This is a genomic window from Streptococcus mitis (genome assembly GCF_003942775.1).
Taxonomy (GTDB): Bacteria; Bacillota; Bacilli; order Lactobacillales; family Streptococcaceae; genus Streptococcus; species Streptococcus mitis_CN.
The window spans coordinates 285,464-305,673 of sequence record NZ_RJNX01000001.1 but is presented as its reverse complement, the minus strand read 5'-3'; the positions used below and the strand labels follow the sequence as shown (position 1 = coordinate 305,673).

Here is a 20,210-nt window from a genome sequence, read left to right as displayed (position 1 = left end):
TATGGACTTGATTTGTCAGGATGTCCACTTTGGACTGGGAGAGAAAAAAATCCTCAAGGGAGTTTCTCTTAAAGTTGAAGGGAATCAATTTCACACGATACTAGGACCAAATGGAAGCGGGAAAACCAGTCTACTTAAACTCCTCTATCGTCAGGAAAAGGCGGACAAAGGCTTGATAAGCCTAGATGGAAAGCCTCTGGAACAATGGACGCTCAAAGAAACAGCCAAGCAAATGGCAGTTGTGACCCAGTTTAACCAACTGCAGTTTGATTGTACAGTTGAAGAAATCGTCTTGCTGGGAAGAACTCCCCACCTCTCTTTTTTACAGAAGGAAAGGGAAAGGGATTTTACGCTCGTTCAAGATGCCCTCGTTAAGGTGGATATGCTCGAGAAGAAAACTCGTCTCTATTCGTCCCTGTCGGGGGGAGAGAAACAGCGAGTTTTGTTAGCCCGCGCCTTGGCGCAAGAACCGACTCTCTTGCTCCTGGACGAACCAACCAATCACCTGGATATCAGGTATCAGCTAGACTTGTTGGCCATTGTGAAGAATCTCAAGGTCAATGTTCTAGCTGTCCTGCATGATATTCAACTTGCTTGTCGCTATTCGGATTATCTCTATCTGATGAAAGAGGGGGAAATCCTTTACCAAGGGACTCCAAAGGAGACCATCACCCCTGAGTCATTGCAAACTGTATATGGAGTTCAAAGTCAAGTGACTTGGACCGAGGATCAGCAAGCCATGATTCACTATTTATAAGAATGAAAAGGAAAACAATATGAAAAAAACACTAAGCATTTTACTCGTAACAGTAGCTACCTTAACTTTGGCAGCTTGTGGCAATACTACTACAGAAAAAGCTACCACACAACCTAGCACAGAAACAAGTCAAAAGGCTAAAGCAGAGACGACTTATCCACTAACGGTCAAAACCTATGACGCGAAAGGGAATGAAGTCGAACAAGTTTTTGACAAGGCACCTGAAAAAGTTATTACAAACAATCTTTCAACCACTGAAATCTTATTGGAGTTAGGGTTGAAGGATAAAATTGCTGGCATGCTTAATCCTGATAATGCTGTGACGGACAAATACAAGGACGCGATCGCGACGATTCCTCAAATTGGAGATAAAAAAACAGTCTCACAAGAAACAGTTCTTTCTTATGAGCCAGACGCTGTGATGGGGCGAAACATGATGTTTTCTGAAAAATCCTTGGGGACAGTTAGCACTTGGAATGAAAACAAAATCCCAGTTTATACTCAAAAAGCTTCTCTCTCAACAATTCAGCAAGATTTGGGGAATATCGTAGAAGATGTCAAAAATCTTGGAATGATTTTTAATGTTCAGGAAAAATCCAATGAATACGCAGCCCAATTACAAACTAAAATTGACGCTGTTAAGAAAGCAAATCCAGCAAGCCAAGGTGAAAAGAAAAAGGCTTTGATTATGGTTGCTTATAATGATCAAACCTTCGGTGCCTACAAGTCTGCTTTGCAAGAAAGTTTGTTGAACCAACTTGGTTATACAAACGTTGCTACGGGGACATCAGGCTTGACCTTGGAAAATCTCGTGTCAATGGATCCTGAATTGATTATCTATGTAACCAGCGATCGTAATAAAAAATTGGATGAAAAAGCAGTAGAGTTGATGAAGGCAAATGCTGTTTTGGAAAGCGTTCCTGCTATTAAGAATCAAAAAATCATGACCATCTCTTACGATGAATTGATGGACTATGGTCCATCAGTGATTGATTCCCTTGAGAAAATCAATGACTTTATCAATAAATAATGAGTTTGATTGGGAAGGAATTCAAGTCAAAATCAGCCTTCCCTCTAACTACGACCCCAATCAAACCTATCCGGCTATTTTATTGAATGATGGAAACTTGGATTTCCTATCGTCCCTTTCCGAATCTGTGATTTTAGTGGGCTTGACCTCTAAAAATCGCTTAGACGATTACACTCCCTGGAAGGCATCTGCTCTGAGAGATGGGGCTCCAGATTTTGGAGGTCAGGCCAAGGTCTATCATGATCATTTGTTCGAAGGTCTTTTAGACAAGTTGCAGTCGCTTTATCGCCTGGACGAAACTCGCCTTGCTTATGGAGGCTACTCACTAGGTGGTTTGGCGGCAGTCTACAGTCTTTTCAGCTTTGACAAGGTTTCCTGTGTCTTTTCGATCTGCGGTTCCTTTTGGTATCCTGATTTTGTGACTTACTGCAAGGAAGAAAATGTGAAAAATTTGGACTGTTTGCTGTATTTACAGAACGGTCAAACAGAAGGAATCAATCATAGCAATCGCTTGGCTCAAGCACCAGTCTATGCTGAGCAGATCCATACCAGTCTTCAGAAACGCTATCCGAACGGTCAATTTGTCTTTGATCCTTATGGGCACCATGAACAAGTAGCTGAACGATTTCTAGCTTTTTCTAGCTGGTTGGCTCAAAAATGGAAAATCGAATAAAAGATTTATCCCTTGGCTTTTGCCAAGGGATTGTTGTATTTAACTAAGTTTTTCTCTTTTCTTATCTGGATTCCAGATAAAGCTTGCGATGAAGCTAAAGATGATGGTTAGGATAGCGAGGATAATGGCAAGGATGAGAGCAGGGATGCGGATAAACCACCAGAGTGGGTTTGGTTTTTTATCATTGTGCCATTGTTTCGTTTCTTGGTCCAAACGTTGGAATTCTGCTTGAATGCGATTGGCGACTGTTTCAATGCCTTCATCATTCATTTTCTTGATATCTGAGATATCGATTGGATTTCCAAAGTTCATATCGACACGCTCACGGCTAACCAAGCCTTTCAAGGTCATGGGACCTGTGTAGGTAACCGGCATGATACGGACCTTGGCCATTTTGGCAATCAGAGCTACGCCACCTTTTACATCGTTTGAGTGACGGCTCCCACTTGGAAACATGATGAGAGAGCGATCACTTTTTTTAAGGACGTTGATAGGGTATTTGATGGCTGAGGCGCTAGGATTTTCACGGTCGATAGGAAAAGCACCGCACATACGAATCCACCAACCAAATATACGGTTGGCAAAGAGTTCTTTTTTGGCCATAAAGATAAATTGTTTTGGCTTGGTCGCAAAGGCCATGTAAACTGGATCCCACCAAGTGCGGTGAGGCGCAACCAAAATATAATTTTCATCTTGATTAGGAATTTTATCAGTATTATGATAGTGGGCATTGCCATTGATGGACCATAGGAGCAAGACAACCAATCCACGTAAATAAGTATAAAACATGCGATCTCCTTCGATTATTTTCTTGTTATTATTATACCTTATCAAAGGAGGGCTGGCAAACTTTTCCCTTGACTAGGTGCATATTTGGGGTGAGATTAGAATTCTGTTAAAAAAAATGATATGATAGAATTTATGGATAAAAATAAGATTATGGGATTAACCCAAAGAGATGTCAAGGAAAGACAGGCTAAGGGCTTGGTCAATGATTTTACTGCATCGGCCAGTACTAGCACTTGGCAAATCGTTAAACGAAATGTCTTTACCCTTTTTAACGCTTTGAACTTTGCCATTGCTTTGGCCCTTGCCTTTGTGCAGGCTTGGAGCAATTTGGTCTTTTTTGCTGTTATCTGCTTTAACGCTTTTTCTGGTATTGTGACCGAGCTGCGGGCTAAACACATGGTGGATAAGCTCAATCTCATGACCAAGGAAAAGGTCAAAACCATTCGTGATGGCAAGGAAGTAGCTCTGAATCCTGAAGAATTGGTGCTAGGAGATGTCATTCGTTTGTCTGCTGGGGAGCAGATTCCTAGTGATGCCTTGGTTCTAGAAGGATTTGCAGAAGTCAATGAAGCCATGTTGACGGGGGAAAGTGATTTGGTGCAAAAGGAAGTTGATGCCTTGCTTTTGTCTGGAAGTTTCTTAGCCAGTGGGTCAGTTTTGGCTCAAGTCCACCATGTCGGAGCTGACAACTATGCTGCCAAACTCATGCTGGAAGCCAAGACAGTGAAACCAATCAACTCCCGTATCATGAAATCGCTGGATAAGTTAGCCGGTTTTACGGGGAAGATTATCATTCCCTTTGGTCTGGCTCTCTTGTTAGAAGCTTTGATGTTAAAAGGCTTGCCCCTCAAGTCATCCGTTGTAAATTCGTCGACAGCCCTTTTGGGAATGTTGCCCAAGGGAATTGCCCTTTTGACCATTACTTCGCTCTTGACTGCAGTGATTAAGTTGGGCTTGAAAAAGGTCTTGGTGCAGGAGATGTACTCTGTTGAGACCTTGGCGCGCGTGGATATGCTCTGTTTGGACAAGACGGGCACCATCACCCAAGGAAAGATGCAGGTGGAGGCTGTTCTTCCACTGACGGAAACTTATAGTGAAGAGGCTATTGCCAGTATCCTGACTAGTTACATGGCCCATAGTGAGGATAAAAATCCAACAGCTCAAGCCATTCGCCAGCGTTTTGTGGGAGAAGTAGCCTACCCTATGATTTCCAATCTGCCTTTCTCAAGCGACCGCAAGTGGGGGGCTATGGAGTTGGAAGGGCTAGGGACAGTTTTCTTAGGGGCGCCTGAGATGTTGTTGGACTCTGAAGTACCAGAAGCCAGAGAGGCCTTGGAGAGAGGTTCACGTGTCTTGGTCTTAGCTCTCAGTCAGGAGAAATTAGACCATCACAAACCACAAAAACCATCTGATATTCAGGCTCTAGCCTTGCTGGAAATCTTGGACCCCATTCGGGAGGGAGCAGCAGAGACACTGGACTATCTCCGTTCTCAGGAAGTGGGGCTCAAGATTATCTCTGGTGATAATCCAGTCACTGTGTCCAGTATTGCCCAGAAGGCTGGTTTTGCAGACTATGACAGTTATGTAGATTGCTCGAAAATCACGGATGAGGAATTGATTGCTATGTCGGAGGAGACTGCCATTTTCGGACGTGTTTCCCCTCATCAAAAGAAACTCATCATCCAAACACTGAAAAAAGCGGGGCATATAACAGCTATGACAGGGGATGGAGTTAATGATATCCTGGCTCTTCGTGAGGCGGATTGCTCTATCGTGATGGCTGAGGGAGATCCAGCGACTCGTCAGATTGCCAATCTGGTTCTCTTGAACTCTGACTTTAATGATGTTCCTGAGATTCTCTTTGAAGGTCGTCGTGTGGTCAATAACATTGCCCACATCGCTCCGATTTTCTTGATAAAGACCATCTATTCCTTCCTGTTAGCGGTCATCTGTATTGCCAGTGCTCTTATGGGACGGTCTGAATGGATCTTGATTTTCCCATTCATTCCGATCCAGATTACCATGATTGACCAGTTTGTGGAAGGTTTCCCACCATTCGTTCTGACTTTTGAAAGAAATATCAAGCCTGTCGAGCCAAACTTCCTCAGAAGATCCATGCTTCGTGCTCTACCAAGTGCTCTCATGGTTGTGTTCAGCGTTCTTTTTGTGAAAATATTTGGAAGTAGCCAAGGTTGGTCTGAGTTAGAAATTTCAACTCTACTCTATTATCTCTTGGGGTCAATTGGTTTCTTATCTGTATTTAGAGCCTGCATGCCATTTACCCTATGGCGTGTCCTCTTGATTGTTTGGTCAGTAGGAGGCTTCCTAGCCACAGCTCTCTTCCCAAGAATTCAAAAACTGCTTGAAATTTCAACCTTAACAGGACAAACATTACCTGTTTATGGTGTCATGATGTTGGTCTTTACCGTGATTTTCATTTTGACCAGTCGCTACCAAGCTAGAAAATAAAGAAAGGCTGCAATCTGTGGATTGCGGTCTTTTTAGGTACAAGATTGCCAGCTGAAATGTGGTATAATAAGAGGTAACAGAGTTTGGAAAGTGAGAGAAGATGATTTCAAAGAGATTAGAATTAGTGGCTTCCTTTGTGCCACAGGGAGCAATTTTGCTAGATGTGGGAAGTGATCATGCTTATCTGCCTATCGAGTTGGTCGAAAGAGGCCAAATCAAAAGTGCCATTGCAGGTGAGGTGGTGGAGGGACCTTATCAGTCTGCTGTCAAAAATGTTGAAGCTCACGGCCTAAAGGAGAAAATCCAGGTTCGTTTAGCCAATGGCTTGGCAGCCTTTGAAGAGGCAGATCAGGTATCGGTCATTACCATTGCTGGCATGGGTGGTCGTTTGATTGCTAGGATTTTAGAAGAAGGCTTGGACAAGTTAGCTAATGTAGAACGTTTAATCCTCCAACCCAATAATCGTGAAGACGACTTGCGTATCTGGCTACAAGAGAACGAATTTCAGATTGTAGCTGAAAGTATCTTAGAAGAGGCTGGCAAGTTTTACGAGATTTTGGTGGTGAAAGCAGGACAAATGAAACTATCAGCCAGTGATGTTCGCTTTGGACCTTTCTTGTCCAAAGAGATCAGTCCAGTCTTTGTCCAAAAATGGCAAAAAGAAGCTGTTAAGCTAGAGTTTGCCCTCGGACAAATCCCAGAAAAAAATCTGGAGGAACGTCAAGTTCTAGTAGATAAAATTCAAGCCATCAAGGAGGTTCTACATGCTAGCAAGTGAAGTGATTAACGTGTATGAAGCCTTTTGCCCTCAGGAATTTTCCATGGAGGGAGACAGTCGTGGTCTGCAAATTGGCACTTTGGACAAGGATATCCAAAGGGTCATGGTGACTCTGGATATTCGTGAAGAAACGGTGGCTGAAGCCATTGAAAAGGGTGTGGACTTGATTATTGCCAAGCACGCGCCGATTTTCCGTCCTATCAAGGACTTGGTATCTAGTCGTCCGCAAAATCAGATTTACATTGATCTCATCAAGCATGACATCGCAGTTTATGTCAGCCATACCAATATTGACATCGTTGAAAATGGCCTCAATGACTGGTTCTGCCAGATGCTAGGCATTGAGGAGACGACTTATCTGCAGGAGACAGGTCCTGGACGTGGAATTGGACGTATTGGCAATATTCAGCCTCAGACATTTGGGGAATTGGCTCAACATGTCAAGCAAGTATTTGGCCTAGATAGTCTTCGAATGGTGCATTATCAAGAGACTAATTTGCAGAAGCCTATTTCAAGAGTGGCCATCTGTGGTGGAAGCGGGCAGTCATTCTATAAGGATGCTTTGGCAAAAGGGGCAGATGTCTATATCACTGGTGATATTTATTACCATACTGCTCAGGATATGTTATCTGATGGTTTGCTAGCCTTGGACCCAGGTCACTATATCGAAGTGCTTTTTGTAGAAAAAATTGCAGAGCTTCTTAATCAATGGAAAGAGGAAAAAGGCTGGACTATTGATATCTTACCTAGTCAAGCATCGACCAATCCTTTCCATCATATCTAGTTAGAAAGTGAAAATAATGAAAAAAGTTGCCATTATCGGAGCAGGGATTGTAGGTGCAACAGCTGCCTACTACCTCTCTAAAGAAAGTGACCTAGAGGTGACCGTCTTTGATCATGGACAAGGTCAGGCTACCAAGGCCGCAGCAGGAATTATCAGTCCTTGGTTTTCAAAACGCCGCAATAAGGCCTGGTACAAAATGGCGCGCTTGGGGGCTGACTTTTATGTGGATTTATTAGCTGATTTAGAGAAGTCGGGACAAGAAATTGACTTTTACCAGCGTTCGGGAGTCTTTCTCCTGAAGAAGGATGAAACTAAGTTGGAAGAACTCTATGAACTAGCCCTCCAGCGCAGAGAAGAATCTCCCTTGATAGGGCAATTAGCCATTCTGGACCAAGCATCAGCAAATGAATTATTCCCTGGTTTGCAGGGATTTGACCAACTGCTCTATGCTTCTGGTGGAGCGAGAGTAGATGGTCAACTCTTAGTGACTCGTTTACTAGAAGCCAGTCAGGTCAAGCTGGTCAAAGAGAAAGTAACTCTGACACCTTTAGCATCAGGTTACCAGATTGACGAAGAGGTGTTTGATCAGCTTATTTTGGCGACGGGAGCTTGGTTGGGACACCTGTTAGAGCCTTTAGGTTATGAAGTAGATGTTCGTCCCCAAAAGGGGCAACTCCGAGATTATCAACTTGCCCAAGACATGGAAGCTTACCCTGTTGTTATGCCAGAAGGGGAGTGGGATTTGATTCCTTTTGCAGGTGGGAAATTATCCCTAGGAGCTACTCATGAAAATGACATGGGATTTGATTTTACGGTAGATGAAACCTTGCTTAAACAAATGGAGGAGGCAGCCTTGCCTCACTATCCAGTCTTGGCAGTAGCGATTTCAAGAGCTGAGCGTGTGGGAATCCGTGCCTACACTAGTGATTTCTCACCTTTCTTTGGGCAGGTGCCAGAATTGGCAGGTGTCTATGCTGCTAGTGGACTAGGTTCATCAGGCCTCACAACCGGCCCTATTATCGGTTACCATCTAGCTCAACTGATCCAAGACAAGGAGTTGACCCTAGACCCAGCAAACTACCCAATTGAGAACTATATCAAACGAGTAAAAAGCGAATAATACTCAATGAAAATCAAAGAACAAACTAGGAAACTAGCTGCAGGCTGCTCAAAGCACTGCTTTGAGATTGTGGATAGAACTGACGAAGTTAGCTCAAAGCACTGCTTTGAGGTTGTGGATAGAACTGACGAAGTCAGTAACATATATATGGCAAGGCGACGTTGACGTGGTTTGAAGAGATTTTCGAAGAGTATAAGCATTTTACTGAAATTTTATCCTACCCTCTAGGATGGCAAATGACATTCCCTATCAAAAATGGTAAAATAAGAAAAAATAATCCGAGAATCGAGGAAAGAAGATGCAAGAAAAGATTTTAGTAACGGGCGGAGCAGGTTTTATCGGAACCCACACTGTTATTGAGTTAATCCAAGCAGGTCATCAAGTTGTTGTGGTGGATAACCTTGTGAATAGTAACAGAAAAAGTTTAGAAGTTGTTGAAAGAATCACAGGAGTTGAAATTCCGTTTTATGAGGCAGATATCCGTGATACAGATACTCTTCGTGATATTTTCAAGCAAGAAGAACCAACAGGGGTCATTCACTTTGCTGGTTTGAAGGCTGTTGGTGAATCTACCCGTATTCCTCTTGCCTACTATGACAACAATATCGCTGGAACTGTTAGTCTTTTGAAGGTCATGGAAGAAAACAACTGTAAAAACATTATTTTCAGTTCTTCTGCGACAGTTTACGGAGATCCTCATACAGTGCCAATCTTGGAAGATTTCCCACTTTCAGTGACCAATCCATATGGCCGCACCAAGCTTATGCTAGAGGAAATTTTAACGGATATCTACAAGGCAGACTCAGAATGGAATGTGGTCTTACTTCGTTACTTCAACCCAATCGGAGCCCATGAGAGTGGTGATTTGGGAGAAAATCCAAACGGTATTCCAAACAACCTCTTGCCATATGTGACGCAAGTAGCCGTTGGAAAATTAGAGCAAGTGCAAGTGTTTGGAGACGATTACGATACAGAAGATGGAACTGGTGTTCGTGACTATATCCACGTTGTCGATTTGGCCAAAGGTCACGTTGCAGCTCTGAAAAAAATCCAAAAAGGTTCAGGTCTAAACGTTTATAACCTTGGAACAGGTAAAGGCTACTCAGTTCTTGAAATTATCCAAAATATGGAAAAAGCAGTGGGACGACCAATTCCTTACCGCATTGTCGACCGTCGCCCAGGGGATATCGCAGCCTGCTATTCAGATCCTGCAAAAGCCAAAGCAGAACTGGGCTGGGAAGCAGAACTCGGCATCACCCAAATGTGTGAAGACGCATGGCGTTGGCAAAGCAAGCATCCAAATGGATTTGAAGACTAAGATGGTGATATCAATCATTGTCCCCTGTTTAAACGAAGAGGAAGTACTTCCTCTTTTTTATCAGGCTTTGGAAGCTTTACTTCCAGATTTGGAAACAGAAATCGAGTATGTCTTTGTCGACGATGGATCAAGTGATGGGACCTTGGAACTCTTAAAGACCTATCGGGAGCAAAATCCGGCAGTTCATTATATTTCTTTCTCGCGAAATTTCGGCAAAGAAGCAGCCCTTTATGCAGGCTTGCAATATGCGACAGGAGATCTAGTGGTGGTGATGGATGCAGACCTCCAAGATCCTCCTAGTATGTTGCTTGAGATGAAAGCCTTACTAGACCAGAATACAGGCTTGGACTGTGTTGGGACACGGAGAATTAGTCGAGAGGGGGAACCCTTCTTTCGCAGTTTTTGTGCTAATCTCTTTTATGGCTTCATGAAAAAAATTAGTCCAGTAGCCTTGCCGTCAGGTGTCCGTGATTTTCGCATGATGAGAAGATCTGTAGTGGATGCCATTTTAAGCCTGACCGAGTCCAATCGTTTTTCAAAGGGGCTCTTTGCCTGGGTAGGCTTTAAAACTCACTATCTGGACTATCCAAATGTCGAAAGGCAGGCTGGCAAGACCAGTTGGAGTTTTAGGCAACTCTTTTTCTACTCTATTGAAGGGATTGTTAACTTTTCAGATTTTCCCTTGATTATCGCCTTTGTGGCTGGTCTCCTATCTTGTTTTATTTCTCTGCTTATGACCTTTTTTGTTGTGGTTCGGACTCTCATTTTGGGCAATCCGACATCAGGTTGGACCTCTCTGATGGCTGTTATTCTCTTCCTTGGTGGGATTCAACTCTTGACCATTGGGATTCTCGGCAAGTATATCAGTAAGATTTATCTAGAGACTAAAAAAAGACCACTTTATCTCGTCAAAGAAAAAAGTGACCTTCCTGATTTTACAGAAAAAAATAAAGAGAAAAGACTATAATTTTGCATGGAAATATGCTAAACTAGAAGGAGTGGAACGTTCTTGTCGATATTAGAATTAATCTTTAATCAAGGCACGTGTCGGACAGTTTCTAACAGCTTCTACGACGTCCTGGCTAGGAGAAATTTCTTTTTCTAGTTGGTCAGGGTTATCGTAAAAACGCACGATTCCATTATCGTGGTAATCAAATAATTCAGAATAAGTTTGGCAAAGCCCACAGGCGATGCAGCGTTCAGGTATAAGTGTGATTTTCATATTTATATTGTAATAAGAAAAGTAAAAAAAAACAAGGAGTAAGGTATGGCAAAAGAACCGTGGCAAGAAGATATTTATGAGAATCAAGAAGAAACAAGATCAGAACGTCGTAAGAGAGAACAAGGTGGAGGAGTGCTGGCTAATCGTATCTTGACTATTTTAGCAAGTATTTTCTTTGTGATTGTAGTCGTGATGATTATTGTTCTTATCTATCTTTCATCGGGTGGGAGTAATCGCACGGCAGCCTTGAAAGATTTTCACGATTCAGATACAAAAGTAGAGCAAGTTTCTTCTACTTCTAGTAGTAGTTCAGAGCAGGCATCTTCTAGTTCAGAGGATAAGGTAGAAGAGTCATCTAGTAGCTCAGAACATCCAAATGATCCAGAAGGAACTACAAAAGTTATGGCTGGAGAAGGAGAAGCAGCCATTGCTGCTCGTGCAGGAATCTCGATTGCTCAGTTAGAGACTTTGAATCCTGGGCATATGGCTACAGGATCTTGGTTTGCTAATCCAGGTGATGTTGTCAAAATCAAATAGGAGTTGATATGAAAACAATTCAAATTGCTATTGACGGTCCAGCTTCAAGTGGTAAGAGTACGGTCGCAAAGATTATTGCTAAGGATTTTGGTTACACCTATCTAGATACAGGTGCCATGTATCGTGCGGCGACCTATATGGCTCTGAAACACCAGTTAGGAGTGGAAGAGATTGAGGAACTTTTAGCCTTATTGGACCAGCATCCAATCAGCTTTGGGCGCTCAGAAACTGGAGAACAACTTGTCTTTGTAGGAGATGTGGACATTACTCATCCTATTCGTGAAAATGAAGTGACCAATCATGTTTCGGCTATTGCAGCAATTCCTGAAGTACGTGAGAAACTAGTTTCTCTCCAACAAGAGATTGCCCAGCAAGGTGGGATTGTCATGGACGGTCGCGATATTGGAACGGTTGTATTACCACAAGCAGAACTGAAAATTTTCTTAGTAGCTTCTGTTGATGAACGAGCAGAGCGCCGTTACAAGGAAAATATTGCCAAGGGAATTGAGACAGACCTTGAAACCCTAAAAGAGGAAATTGCTGCGCGTGACTACAAGGATAGCCATCGTGAGACTTCACCTCTCAAACAAGCAGAGGATGCTGTCTACCTTGACACAACTGGTTTGAACATTCAAGAAGTAGTTGAAAAAATCAAAGCAGAAGCTGAAAAAAGAATGTAAATGTAGAAAAGCCGATAGATTGATATCGGTTTTTTTCTAAATTTGTCAAAATGCTGAATTTAAGGTATAATAGTTGCTGTTCGAGAAATTTTGATTTTCAAAGAATAGTGAATGATGATAAGGAGAAACCATGAACAACCTACCAAATTGCCCAAAATGTAACTCAGAGTATGTCTACGAAGACGGTGCCCTACTGGTTTGCCCAGAGTGTGCTCATGAGTGGAATCCTGCTGAAGTTGCAGATGTAGAAGAGGGCCTTGTTGCTATCGATGCCAACGGAAATAAATTGGCTGACGGTGATACAGTCACTCTAATCAAGGACTTGAAAGTAAAAGGTGCGCCAAAAGATTTGAAACAAGGGACGCGCGTGAAAAATATCCGCATCGTAGAAGGCGACCACAATATCGACTGTAAAATCGATGGTTTCGGTGCCATGAAACTCAAATCAGAGTTTGTGAAGAAAATTTAAGCATGTCAAAGAACTACAAACTTACATTTTATAGCCGTATCTTCTTGTTTCTAGCGGCTTTTACGGGAGTTTATCTTGAAATCGCCAAGCATGGTGGATTTGGGATGCTTCTCTATTACACGGTTCTGTCCAACCTCTTAGTCGCGATTTTTACGCTCTATCTCCTAAAGGTTATGAGCCGTTTAGGTGTAAACTGGCAAAGATCAAGTCTCTTGCGCTTAAAAGGTGGGGTCACCATGAGTATCATGATTACCTGTGTGATTTACCATTTCCTCTTAGCGCCTATTGCGACTAATTTCTATACCCTAGAAAATTTCCTTTGTCACTATATCGTTCCCCTTTGGTTTTTAGCGGATACCCTCTTTTTTGACAAACAGGGTCAATACAAGATTTGGGATCCAATTGTGTGGACGATTTTACCCTTGCTTTATATGATTTTTGCTCTTTTTAATGGCTTGGTACTGAAACTTGATGTTCCTAATTCTAAGGTCAGTCCCTTCCCTTACTTCTTTTTGAATGTGAACAAGGGGTGGGATGTCGTGTTCAAGTGGTGTCTGATTATCTTTGTTGCCTATATGGTGGCTGGATTTATCTTCTACTTTATTAAGCAAATCAAGAGAAAGTCATCCTAAGACACAAGGGATTCATTTTCGAGTTTAAGAAGGAGTCTGTACACCAAAGAGGCTTCTTCTTTTCTTGCTTGTTTGATAACTATCAAAAAAGTAGAAGATTAAGAGAAATATAGAAAGAGATTTCATGAAACAATTTTTAGAACGGGCCAGTATTTTGGCTCTCTCCCTCGTTTTGATTACATCCTTTTCCATCTCGAGTGCCCTGCCAGCTATGTTTGACTATTATCAAGGATATCCTAAGGAACAAATTGAGCTCTTGGCGAGCTTGCCTTCCTTTGGAATCATGATTATGTTACTACTAAATGGTTTCTTAGAAAAAATATTTCCTGAGCGTTTACAGATTAGTTTGGGATTGCTGATTTTATCACTGAGTGGAACATCACCCTTTTGGTATCAAGCCTATCCTTTTGTATTTGGAACACGGATTCTTTTTGGTTTGGGAGTTGGGATGATCAATGCCAAGGCTATTTCTATCATCAGTGAGCGTTATCAAGGGAAAACGCGAATTCAGATGTTAGGGCTACGTGGTTCTGCAGAGGTTGTTGGGGCTTCTCTCATTACCTTGGCAGTCGGCCAATTGTTGGCCTTTGGTTGGACAGCTACTTTCTTAGCTTATAGTGCTGGATTTTTAGTTCTGACCCTTTATCTGCTCTTTGTACCTTATGGAAAAGAAAAGAAAGAAGTCAAGAAAAAAACGAAGGAAGCAAGTCGCTTAACTCAAGAAATGAAAGGCTTGATTTTTATCCTAGCTATCGAAGCGGCAGTTGTAGTTTGTACCAATACAGCTATTACCATCCGTATTCCAAGTTTGATGGTGGAAAGAGGACTTGGAGATGCCCAGTTATCTAGTTTTGTTCTTAGTGTCATGCAGTTAATCGGGATTGTGGCTGGTGTGAGTTTTTCTTTCTTGATTTCTATCTTTAAAGAGAAATTGCTCCTCTGGTCAGGTATTACCTTTGGCTTAGGGCAAATTGTGATTGCCTTGTCTCCATCCTTGTGGGTGGTAGTGGCAGGGAGTATTCTGGCTGGTTTTGCCTATAGTGTCGCCTTGACGACGGTCTTTCAACTGGTCTCTGAACGAATTCCAGCTAAACTCCTCAATCAAGCGACTTCATTTGCTGTATTAGGCTGTAGTTTCGGAGCCTTTACGACCCCATTTGTTCTAGGTGCAATTGGGTTACTAACTCACAATGGCATGTTGGTCTTTGCCATTTTAGGCTCATGGTTGATTGTAACCTCTATCTTTGTCATGTACCTACTTCAAAAGAGAGCTTAGGATTGGTTTCCTAAGTTTTTCTTTCGGGATTTTTGTACCCATACAATATTTATTTTAGACCCTTGTTTACAGATTATTTTCTTGATAAAATAGAAGTTATGACAAGATATAAAGCAACTATTTCCTATGATGGTTACGCCTTTGCTGGTTTTCAGCGCCAGTCTCATGCGCGTAGTGTTCAGGAAGAAATTGAAAAAACCTTGACCAAGTTAAATAAAGGGCAAGCCATTACTGTTCACGGTGCTGGTAGGACAGATAGTGGGGTTCATGCTTTGGGACAGGTGCTTCATTTTGACCTACCTTATCAGATGGATGAGGAGAAGCTCCGTTTTGCTCTAGACACTCAGTCCCCTGAAGATATTGATGTGATTTCGATTGAGCTTGTGGCGGATGATTTTCATTGCCGTTATGCTAAGCATAGCAAGACCTATGAGTTTATTGTGGATAGAGGACGTCCCAAGAATCCTATGCGCCGTCACTATGCCACTCACTTTCCCTATCCACTCGATGTGGAACGCATGCAGATTGCAATCAAAAAGTTAGAGGGAACCCATGATTTTACCGGTTTTACAGCCTCTGGGACTAGTGTAGAGGATAAGGTTCGCACCATCACAGAAGCTAGTTTAGCAGTTGATGAGACAGGTCAGTTTTTGACCTTTACCTTTTCAGGAAATGGTTTCTTGTATAAGCAGATTCGCAATATGGTGGGGACACTGCTCAAAATCGGCAATAATCGCATGCCAGTAGAGCAGATTGACCTGATTTTGGAGAAAAAGGACAGGCAACTTGCAGGTCCCACTGCAGCACCTAATGGTTTGTATTTAAAGGAGATTCGTTATGAAGAATAATCGTATTTTAGCCCTTTCTGGAAATGATATTTTTAGTGGTGGTGGTTTGTCCGCTGATTTGGCTACTTATACCTTGAACGGCTTGCATGGCTTTGTAGCAGTGACTTGTTTGACAGCCTTAACAGAAAAGGGCTTTGAAGTCTTTCCAACTGACGATAGCATTTTTCAACATGAATTAGATAGCTTGCGTGATGTGGAGTTTGGGGGGATTAAGATTGGTCTTTTACCAACTGTCAGCGTAGCTGAGAAGACTTTGGACTTTATCAAGCAACGCCCAGGAGTTCCTGTGGTATTGGACCCTGTCTTGGTCTGCAAGGAAACACACGACGTAGCTGTAAGTGAACTCTGTCAAGAACTGATTCGTTTTTTCCCTTATGTCAGTGTGATTACGCCTAATCTTCCTGAAGCAGAATTATTGGCAGGTCAGGAAATCAAAACCTTGGAAGATATGAAAGCTGCAGCGCAGAAATTGCATGACTTAGGAGCGCCAGCAGTCATTATCAAGGGAGGCAATCGCCTTAGTCAGGATAAGGCTGTAGATGTCTTTTATGATGGACAAACCTTTACAGTCCTAGAAAATCCCGTCATTCAAGGTCAAAATGCTGGCGCAGGTTGTACCTTTGCTTCTAGCATTGCCAGTCATCTAGTCAAAGGTGATGAACTTTTACCAGCAGTAGAAAGCTCTAAGGCTTTCGTTTATCGTGCGATTGCACAAGCAGATCAGTATGGAGTAAGACAATATGAAGCAAACTAAAACAACTAAAATTGCCCTTGTATCCCTATTAACCGCCCTCTCTGTGGTTCTAGGTTATTTCTTAAAAATCCCAACACCGACAGGAATTCTAACTCTTTTAGATGCAGGTGTCTTCTTTACGGCCTTTTACTTTGGTAGTCGCGAAGGGGCTGTAGTCGGAGGACTAGCAGGTTTCTTGATTGACCTCTTATCAGGTTATCCTCAGTGGATGTTCTTTAGCTTGGTTAACCATGGTTTGCAGGGATTTTTCGCAGGATTTAAAGGAAAAGGTCAGTGGCTAGGCCTTATCTTAGCAACAATTGCCATGGTAGGGGGTTACGCCTTGGGTTCTACTTTGATGAATGGCTGGGCAGCAGCCCTACCAGAAATCTTACCAAATTTCATGCAAAATATGGTAGGGATGATTGTAGGATTTATCCTTAGTCAAAGTATCAAGAAGATTAAGTAAAGAAGCTGGAGAAAAGTTTTAAAAATCAGAAAAACGCATAATATCAGGTGCTGAAAAAACTTGATACTATGCGTTTTATTGTGGGAAGATTTTATACTCTTCGAAAATCTCTTCAAACCGCGTCAACGTCGCCTTTCCGTATGTGTAGGATACTGACTACATCAGTTCCATCTACAACCTCAAAACAGTGTTTTGAGCAGCCTGCGGCTAGTTTCCTAGTTTGCTCTTTGATTTTCATTGAGTATTAGATGAATATTAATCAAAATAAAGCAAGTCTTTGCTAGTGTTTGTAAAGAGGTCAAAGCCATCTTTGGTAACAACACCACAGTCTTCAATACGAACACCGACTTTACCAGGGATATAGATACCTGGTTCAACAGAGAAGCACATGCCTTCTTCGATGACCATGTCGTTTCCTTCCATGATAGATGGGAATTCGTGGACATCCATACCGATACCATGACCAAGACGGTGGTTGAAGTACTCACCGTAACCAGATTTTTCGATGACCTCACGGGCAGCGCGGTCCACTTCATGGGCAGTCACACCTGGTTTGATAAAGTCAAGAGCAGCTTGTTGGGCTTCCAGAGTCAAGTTGTAAATGTCTTTCTTGAATTGGTCAGGTTTACCGACAGCGACTGTACGGGTCATATCTGAAGCATAGCCGTTGACTAGAACACCCAGGTCAAAGAGGAGAAGGGCGTCATTTTCAACCTTGTTTGCTGCTGGAATACCGTGTGGATTTGCAGCATTATCACCAGTCAAGACCATGGTATCAAAACTCATTTCATAACCTTCACGCTTCATAGCAAAGTCAATTTGGGCGATGATATCTGTCTCAGTCTTATCAAGAGAAATATTGTCAAATCCAACATTAACAGCCTTGTCCGCATAGAGACCTGCAACCATCATTTTTTGCACTTCATCAGCTGATTTGATGAGGCGCATGCGTTGGATACGAGGTGTGAGGTTTTCAAACTCAGCAGTTTCAAAAACGGTTTTTAAACCATGATATTTTGTCAAGATGAGATTGTCAAACTCAACAGCGACACGTTTGAAGTCAAGTTGTGGAAGAGCATGTTTCATTTTTTGCCATGGATTTTCAGAGTCCACATAGCCCACAACTGGGAAGGAAACAGTGCTGCTTGCACGCTCAACCTCAAGGGCTGGGACAAAGAGGAGAGGTTCCTGATCCGCTAGGACAAAAAGGAACATTTGGCGTTCATGGGGATCACTGTAAAAGCCAGTGAGGTAATTGATTGTGACGGGGTCAGATACGACAGCGACGTCTAGTTTTTCAGTTTCAAGATATGTTACGATTTGTTGTAATTTAGACATATGCTACCTTCTTTCTACCCCTCTATTTTGGCAAAAAATGAGAGAAAATGCAAGGGAGAAGGGTAAAAGAAAAGACAAAAAAGAACTCCGACAAGATAACGGGGTTCTTTGATATAGTTTCACTTTGTTTAAGAAAAGTCAGCTTTGCTTTTGACGTCGCTGTATTCCTCAGCGATTTCTTGGCTGAGAATGTCCTCATAGGCAGGGAGTTGGATGTCCTGACCATATTTCTTCTTGAGGGCAGTAGTGACTAGGCGATAAGCTAGATTGGCATTACGAGATAGGATAGGTCCGTGGAAGTAGGAACCAAAGACATTCTTATAATGAACCCCTTCGCCGACTTTTTCCTCGTTGTTTCCATTTCCATAGACAACCTGTCCCAGTGGTTTTTGATCATCTGAGAGGAAGGTGCGGCCCTGATGATTCTCAAATCCGTAGTAGGTTTCATCGAAATCTTCATTATGAATCTTGATGTCCCCGATAAAACGGTTATTGGTCTGGTTGAGCGTGTAGTGGCCCATGACACCTAGCCCTTCGATACGTCTCCCTGAAGCTTCAACATAATATTGACCCAATAGTTGGAAACCACCGCAGATAGCCAGAACCACACCGTCGTTTTGGATGTAGTTGTCAATGCTCTCTTTTTTAGCAGGTAGGTCGTCTGCAATAATACTTTGTTCAAAGTCTTGACCGCCACCGAAAAAGGCGATGTCGTAGTGATTTTCGTCAAAGTCATCATGGAGAGAAACGATGTCAACGGTCACATGGGCTCCCAGCTTTTCAGCCACATACTTGAGCATGAGGATGTTTCCATTATCCCCATAAGTATTCATGAGATTTCCATAGAGGTGGGCAATGTTGAGCTGATAAGGGTAAATGCCATCTTTTGAGGAAAGTGAAGTATAAACCATTAGTTCATCTCCTTTCTAACAATCTGACGACTAGCCAGCAGTTCGCGGAATTCAAGCATAGCAGTATAGGTAGCCAGAATATAAGCATGCTTGCAGTCTTGGTTCTCAATGGTCTTAAGAACTTGTTCCAGACTACTTGTTTCAGTGATTTTATCAGCTGGATAGCCTGTTACTCGTAGACGACGAGCGATTTCAGAATGACGGACACCACCAGCGTTGATTTCAGGAATGTCCATATCAGTGATTTGTTCAAAGTCCGCATCCCAAATCCAGCTTGTGTCAATACCGTCTGCATAGTTAGCGTTAAGGAGGACAGATAGGCTAAATGGATAAGGTGCTAGTTTGATCATTTCGATAGCTTGGGTTGCACCGACTGGATTTTTAATCAAGACAAGGGTGCATTCCTTGTCACCTATATGGAAGGTTTCTTGGCGTCCAAAGACTGCACGGCTCTTATCAAATCCTTGCTTGATGAGTTGTGAATCTGCGCCGAGAAAACGGGCGATGGCAACCGCAGCTAGGGCGTTGTAGATATTGTAGAGACCACCGATTTGGATACCGTATTCTTGTCCGTCAATGACAAAGCGAGAGCGATTGTTGGTTAACTCAACCAGTTCTGTCAAGCGATAGTCGAGATCAGGACGTTTACATCCACAGCCTTCACAGATATAGGCACCCAAGTTTGCATAGGTATTCTGCTCATATTTGAGGATACCTTGGCAGTCAGGACAGAGAATTCCTTCTGTATTATAGTGAGCCAGCTGGGCTGGGCCTTTTTCCAAGTCAAAACCAAAATACTGTACAGGATTTGGAATTGCTGGCTTGTAGAAAAGCGGACTGTCACCATTGAGGAGAACAGTAGCCGTAGGTACCTTACGAATAGCATCCAAAATCATCTTATAAGTTGTGTAAATCTCACCATAGCGGTCCATCTGGTCACGGAAGATATTAGTGATGACAAAAAGGCTTGGCTGGATATAGTCACAGATACGAGATAGACTGGCTTCGTCAATTTCTAGTACGGCAATGTTTTTCCCAGTTTTAGAACCCTTGGCGGTTAAGAAGGTTGTCGCAATTCCTGTAATCATGTTGGCACCGCTTGGGTTGGTCAGAACTTGACCATAAACCTCTTTTAAAATGCCGACAGTGAGGGCAGTTGTCAGGGTTTTTCCGTTGGTTCCAGTGACCACGACAATCTCGTAGTTCTTAGCAAGGTTTTGTAAAATATCTTTATCAAATTGAAGGGCGACTTTTCCTGGGAGCGTACTTCCACGGCCAAGACGGCTTAAAATGAAGTGGGAAGAGCGCCCAGCTAGGAGGCCCAAAGTAGTTTTTAATTTCATGTTTCTATTATATCATAAAAGAGGGAAAAGACAG

General features: G+C 42.6%; 22 protein-coding genes. 17 read left to right on the top strand and 5 right to left on the bottom strand.

The window, feature by feature from the left end:
- Position 1: 1 nt before the first annotated feature.
- The 3 genes from D8848_RS01610 to D8848_RS01600 are packed head-to-tail and all read left to right on the top strand — an operon-like array spanning position 2 to position 2,460.
- Positions 2–757 (top strand): ABC transporter ATP-binding protein, encoded by a 756-nt coding sequence (locus tag D8848_RS01610; protein ID WP_045611207.1) that lies wholly within the window; start codon positions 2–4, stop codon positions 755–757.
- A 19-nt stretch (positions 758–776) separates the two neighbouring features.
- Positions 777–1,787, top strand: a complete 1,011-nt coding sequence (locus D8848_RS01605; protein WP_045611208.1) for an ABC transporter substrate-binding protein — start codon at positions 777–779, stop codon at positions 1,785–1,787.
- Complete coding sequence (locus D8848_RS01600) at positions 1,768–2,460, top strand: alpha/beta hydrolase (protein ID WP_049546486.1); 693 nt, start codon at positions 1,768–1,770, stop codon at positions 2,458–2,460. The genes D8848_RS01605 and D8848_RS01600 overlap by 20 nt, the downstream gene beginning before the upstream one ends.
- 39 nt (positions 2,461–2,499) lie before the next feature.
- Here D8848_RS01600 and D8848_RS01595 read toward each other — a convergent pair whose 3' ends face one another.
- A complete protein-coding gene (locus tag D8848_RS01595) occupies positions 2,500–3,249 on the bottom strand; it encodes a lysophospholipid acyltransferase family protein (protein ID WP_070482290.1) in 750 nt (249 codons plus the stop codon).
- A gap of 132 nt (positions 3,250–3,381) precedes the next feature.
- Between D8848_RS01595 and D8848_RS01590 the strand changes: the two genes are divergently transcribed.
- From D8848_RS01590 to D8848_RS01555, 6 genes are all read left to right on the top strand, one after another.
- Positions 3,382–5,718: a cation-translocating P-type ATPase gene (locus D8848_RS01590; RefSeq protein ID WP_070482322.1), complete on the top strand. Its 2,337-nt coding sequence runs from the start codon at positions 3,382–3,384 to the stop codon at positions 5,716–5,718.
- 100 nt (positions 5,719–5,818) lie between these two features.
- Positions 5,819–6,496, top strand: a complete 678-nt coding sequence (locus D8848_RS01585) for a tRNA (adenine(22)-N(1))-methyltransferase (RefSeq protein ID WP_070482288.1) — start codon at positions 5,819–5,821, stop codon at positions 6,494–6,496.
- The gene (locus D8848_RS01580; RefSeq protein ID WP_070482286.1) at positions 6,483–7,280 is read left to right on the top strand and encodes a Nif3-like dinuclear metal center hexameric protein; all 798 of its coding nucleotides are present in this window, start codon (positions 6,483–6,485) and stop codon (positions 7,278–7,280) included. Before D8848_RS01585 ends, D8848_RS01580 begins: the two co-directional genes overlap by 14 nt.
- Positions 7,281–7,296: 16 nt before the next feature.
- Positions 7,297–8,400 carry an NAD(P)/FAD-dependent oxidoreductase gene (locus D8848_RS01575; protein ID WP_185756835.1) on the top strand — a complete coding sequence of 368 codons (1,104 nt, stop codon included), beginning with the start codon at positions 7,297–7,299 and terminating at the stop codon, positions 8,398–8,400.
- 298 nt (positions 8,401–8,698) lie between these two features.
- Positions 8,699–9,718, top strand: a complete 1,020-nt coding sequence (galE, locus tag D8848_RS01560) for a UDP-glucose 4-epimerase GalE (RefSeq protein WP_001156540.1) — start codon at positions 8,699–8,701, stop codon at positions 9,716–9,718.
- Position 9,719: 1 nt separating this feature from the next.
- Positions 9,720–10,685 (top strand): glycosyltransferase family 2 protein, encoded by a 966-nt coding sequence (locus tag D8848_RS01555; protein ID WP_125442915.1) that lies wholly within the window; start codon positions 9,720–9,722, stop codon positions 10,683–10,685.
- Between the two features lie 57 nt (positions 10,686–10,742).
- Here D8848_RS01555 and D8848_RS01550 read toward each other — a convergent pair whose 3' ends face one another.
- Positions 10,743–10,940, bottom strand: coding sequence for a ferredoxin (locus D8848_RS01550; protein WP_173875911.1), 198 nt, complete (start codon positions 10,938–10,940; stop codon positions 10,743–10,745).
- Positions 10,941–10,985: 45 nt separating this feature from the next.
- Here D8848_RS01550 and D8848_RS01545 point away from each other — a divergent pair, with 45 nt between their 5' ends.
- The 8 genes from D8848_RS01545 to D8848_RS01510 all read left to right on the top strand — a co-directional run bounded on the left by D8848_RS01545 (position 10,986) and on the right by D8848_RS01510 (position 16,584).
- Positions 10,986–11,477, top strand: coding sequence for an SAG1386/EF1546 family surface-associated protein (locus D8848_RS01545; protein ID WP_185756834.1), 492 nt, complete (start codon positions 10,986–10,988; stop codon positions 11,475–11,477).
- A gap of 8 nt (positions 11,478–11,485) precedes the next feature.
- Complete coding sequence (gene cmk / locus D8848_RS01540) at positions 11,486–12,157, top strand: (d)CMP kinase (RefSeq protein WP_125442914.1); 672 nt, start codon at positions 11,486–11,488, stop codon at positions 12,155–12,157.
- Positions 12,158–12,287: 130 nt separating this feature from the next.
- The gene (locus tag D8848_RS01535) at positions 12,288–12,626 is read left to right on the top strand and encodes a zinc ribbon domain-containing protein YjdM (protein WP_001061584.1); all 339 of its coding nucleotides are present in this window, start codon (positions 12,288–12,290) and stop codon (positions 12,624–12,626) included.
- 2 nt (positions 12,627–12,628) lie between these two features.
- Positions 12,629–13,258, top strand: coding sequence for a Pr6Pr family membrane protein (locus tag D8848_RS01530; protein WP_125442913.1), 630 nt, complete (start codon positions 12,629–12,631; stop codon positions 13,256–13,258).
- 124 nt (positions 13,259–13,382) lie between these two features.
- Complete coding sequence (locus tag D8848_RS01525) at positions 13,383–14,534, top strand: MFS transporter (protein ID WP_125442912.1); 1,152 nt, start codon at positions 13,383–13,385, stop codon at positions 14,532–14,534.
- A gap of 98 nt (positions 14,535–14,632) precedes the next feature.
- On the top strand, positions 14,633–15,382 hold the full coding sequence (gene truA / locus D8848_RS01520) for a tRNA pseudouridine(38-40) synthase TruA (protein ID WP_125393447.1): 750 nt from the start codon (positions 14,633–14,635) through the stop codon (positions 15,380–15,382).
- Entirely contained in the window at positions 15,372–16,136 is a 765-nt protein-coding gene (locus D8848_RS01515; RefSeq protein ID WP_125442911.1) for a bifunctional hydroxymethylpyrimidine kinase/phosphomethylpyrimidine kinase, read from the top strand. Before truA ends, D8848_RS01515 begins: the two co-directional genes overlap by 11 nt.
- A complete protein-coding gene (locus tag D8848_RS01510; RefSeq protein ID WP_125442910.1) occupies positions 16,123–16,584 on the top strand; it encodes an ECF transporter S component in 462 nt (153 codons plus the stop codon). The genes D8848_RS01515 and D8848_RS01510 overlap by 14 nt, the downstream gene beginning before the upstream one ends.
- Before the next feature lie 255 nt (positions 16,585–16,839).
- Here D8848_RS01510 and D8848_RS01505 read toward each other — a convergent pair whose 3' ends face one another.
- From D8848_RS01505 to murT, 3 genes are all read right to left on the bottom strand, one after another.
- Positions 16,840–17,922, bottom strand: coding sequence for a M24 family metallopeptidase (locus D8848_RS01505; RefSeq protein ID WP_125442909.1), 1,083 nt, complete (start codon positions 17,920–17,922; stop codon positions 16,840–16,842).
- Between the two features lie 128 nt (positions 17,923–18,050).
- Positions 18,051–18,833, bottom strand: coding sequence for a lipid II isoglutaminyl synthase subunit GatD (gene gatD / locus D8848_RS01500; RefSeq protein ID WP_125442908.1), 783 nt, complete (start codon positions 18,831–18,833; stop codon positions 18,051–18,053).
- Positions 18,833–20,176 (bottom strand): lipid II isoglutaminyl synthase subunit MurT, encoded by a 1,344-nt coding sequence (murT, locus tag D8848_RS01495; RefSeq protein WP_125442907.1) that lies wholly within the window; start codon positions 20,174–20,176, stop codon positions 18,833–18,835. The genes gatD and murT overlap by 1 nt, the downstream gene beginning before the upstream one ends.
- Positions 20,177–20,210: the final 34 nt, after the last annotated feature.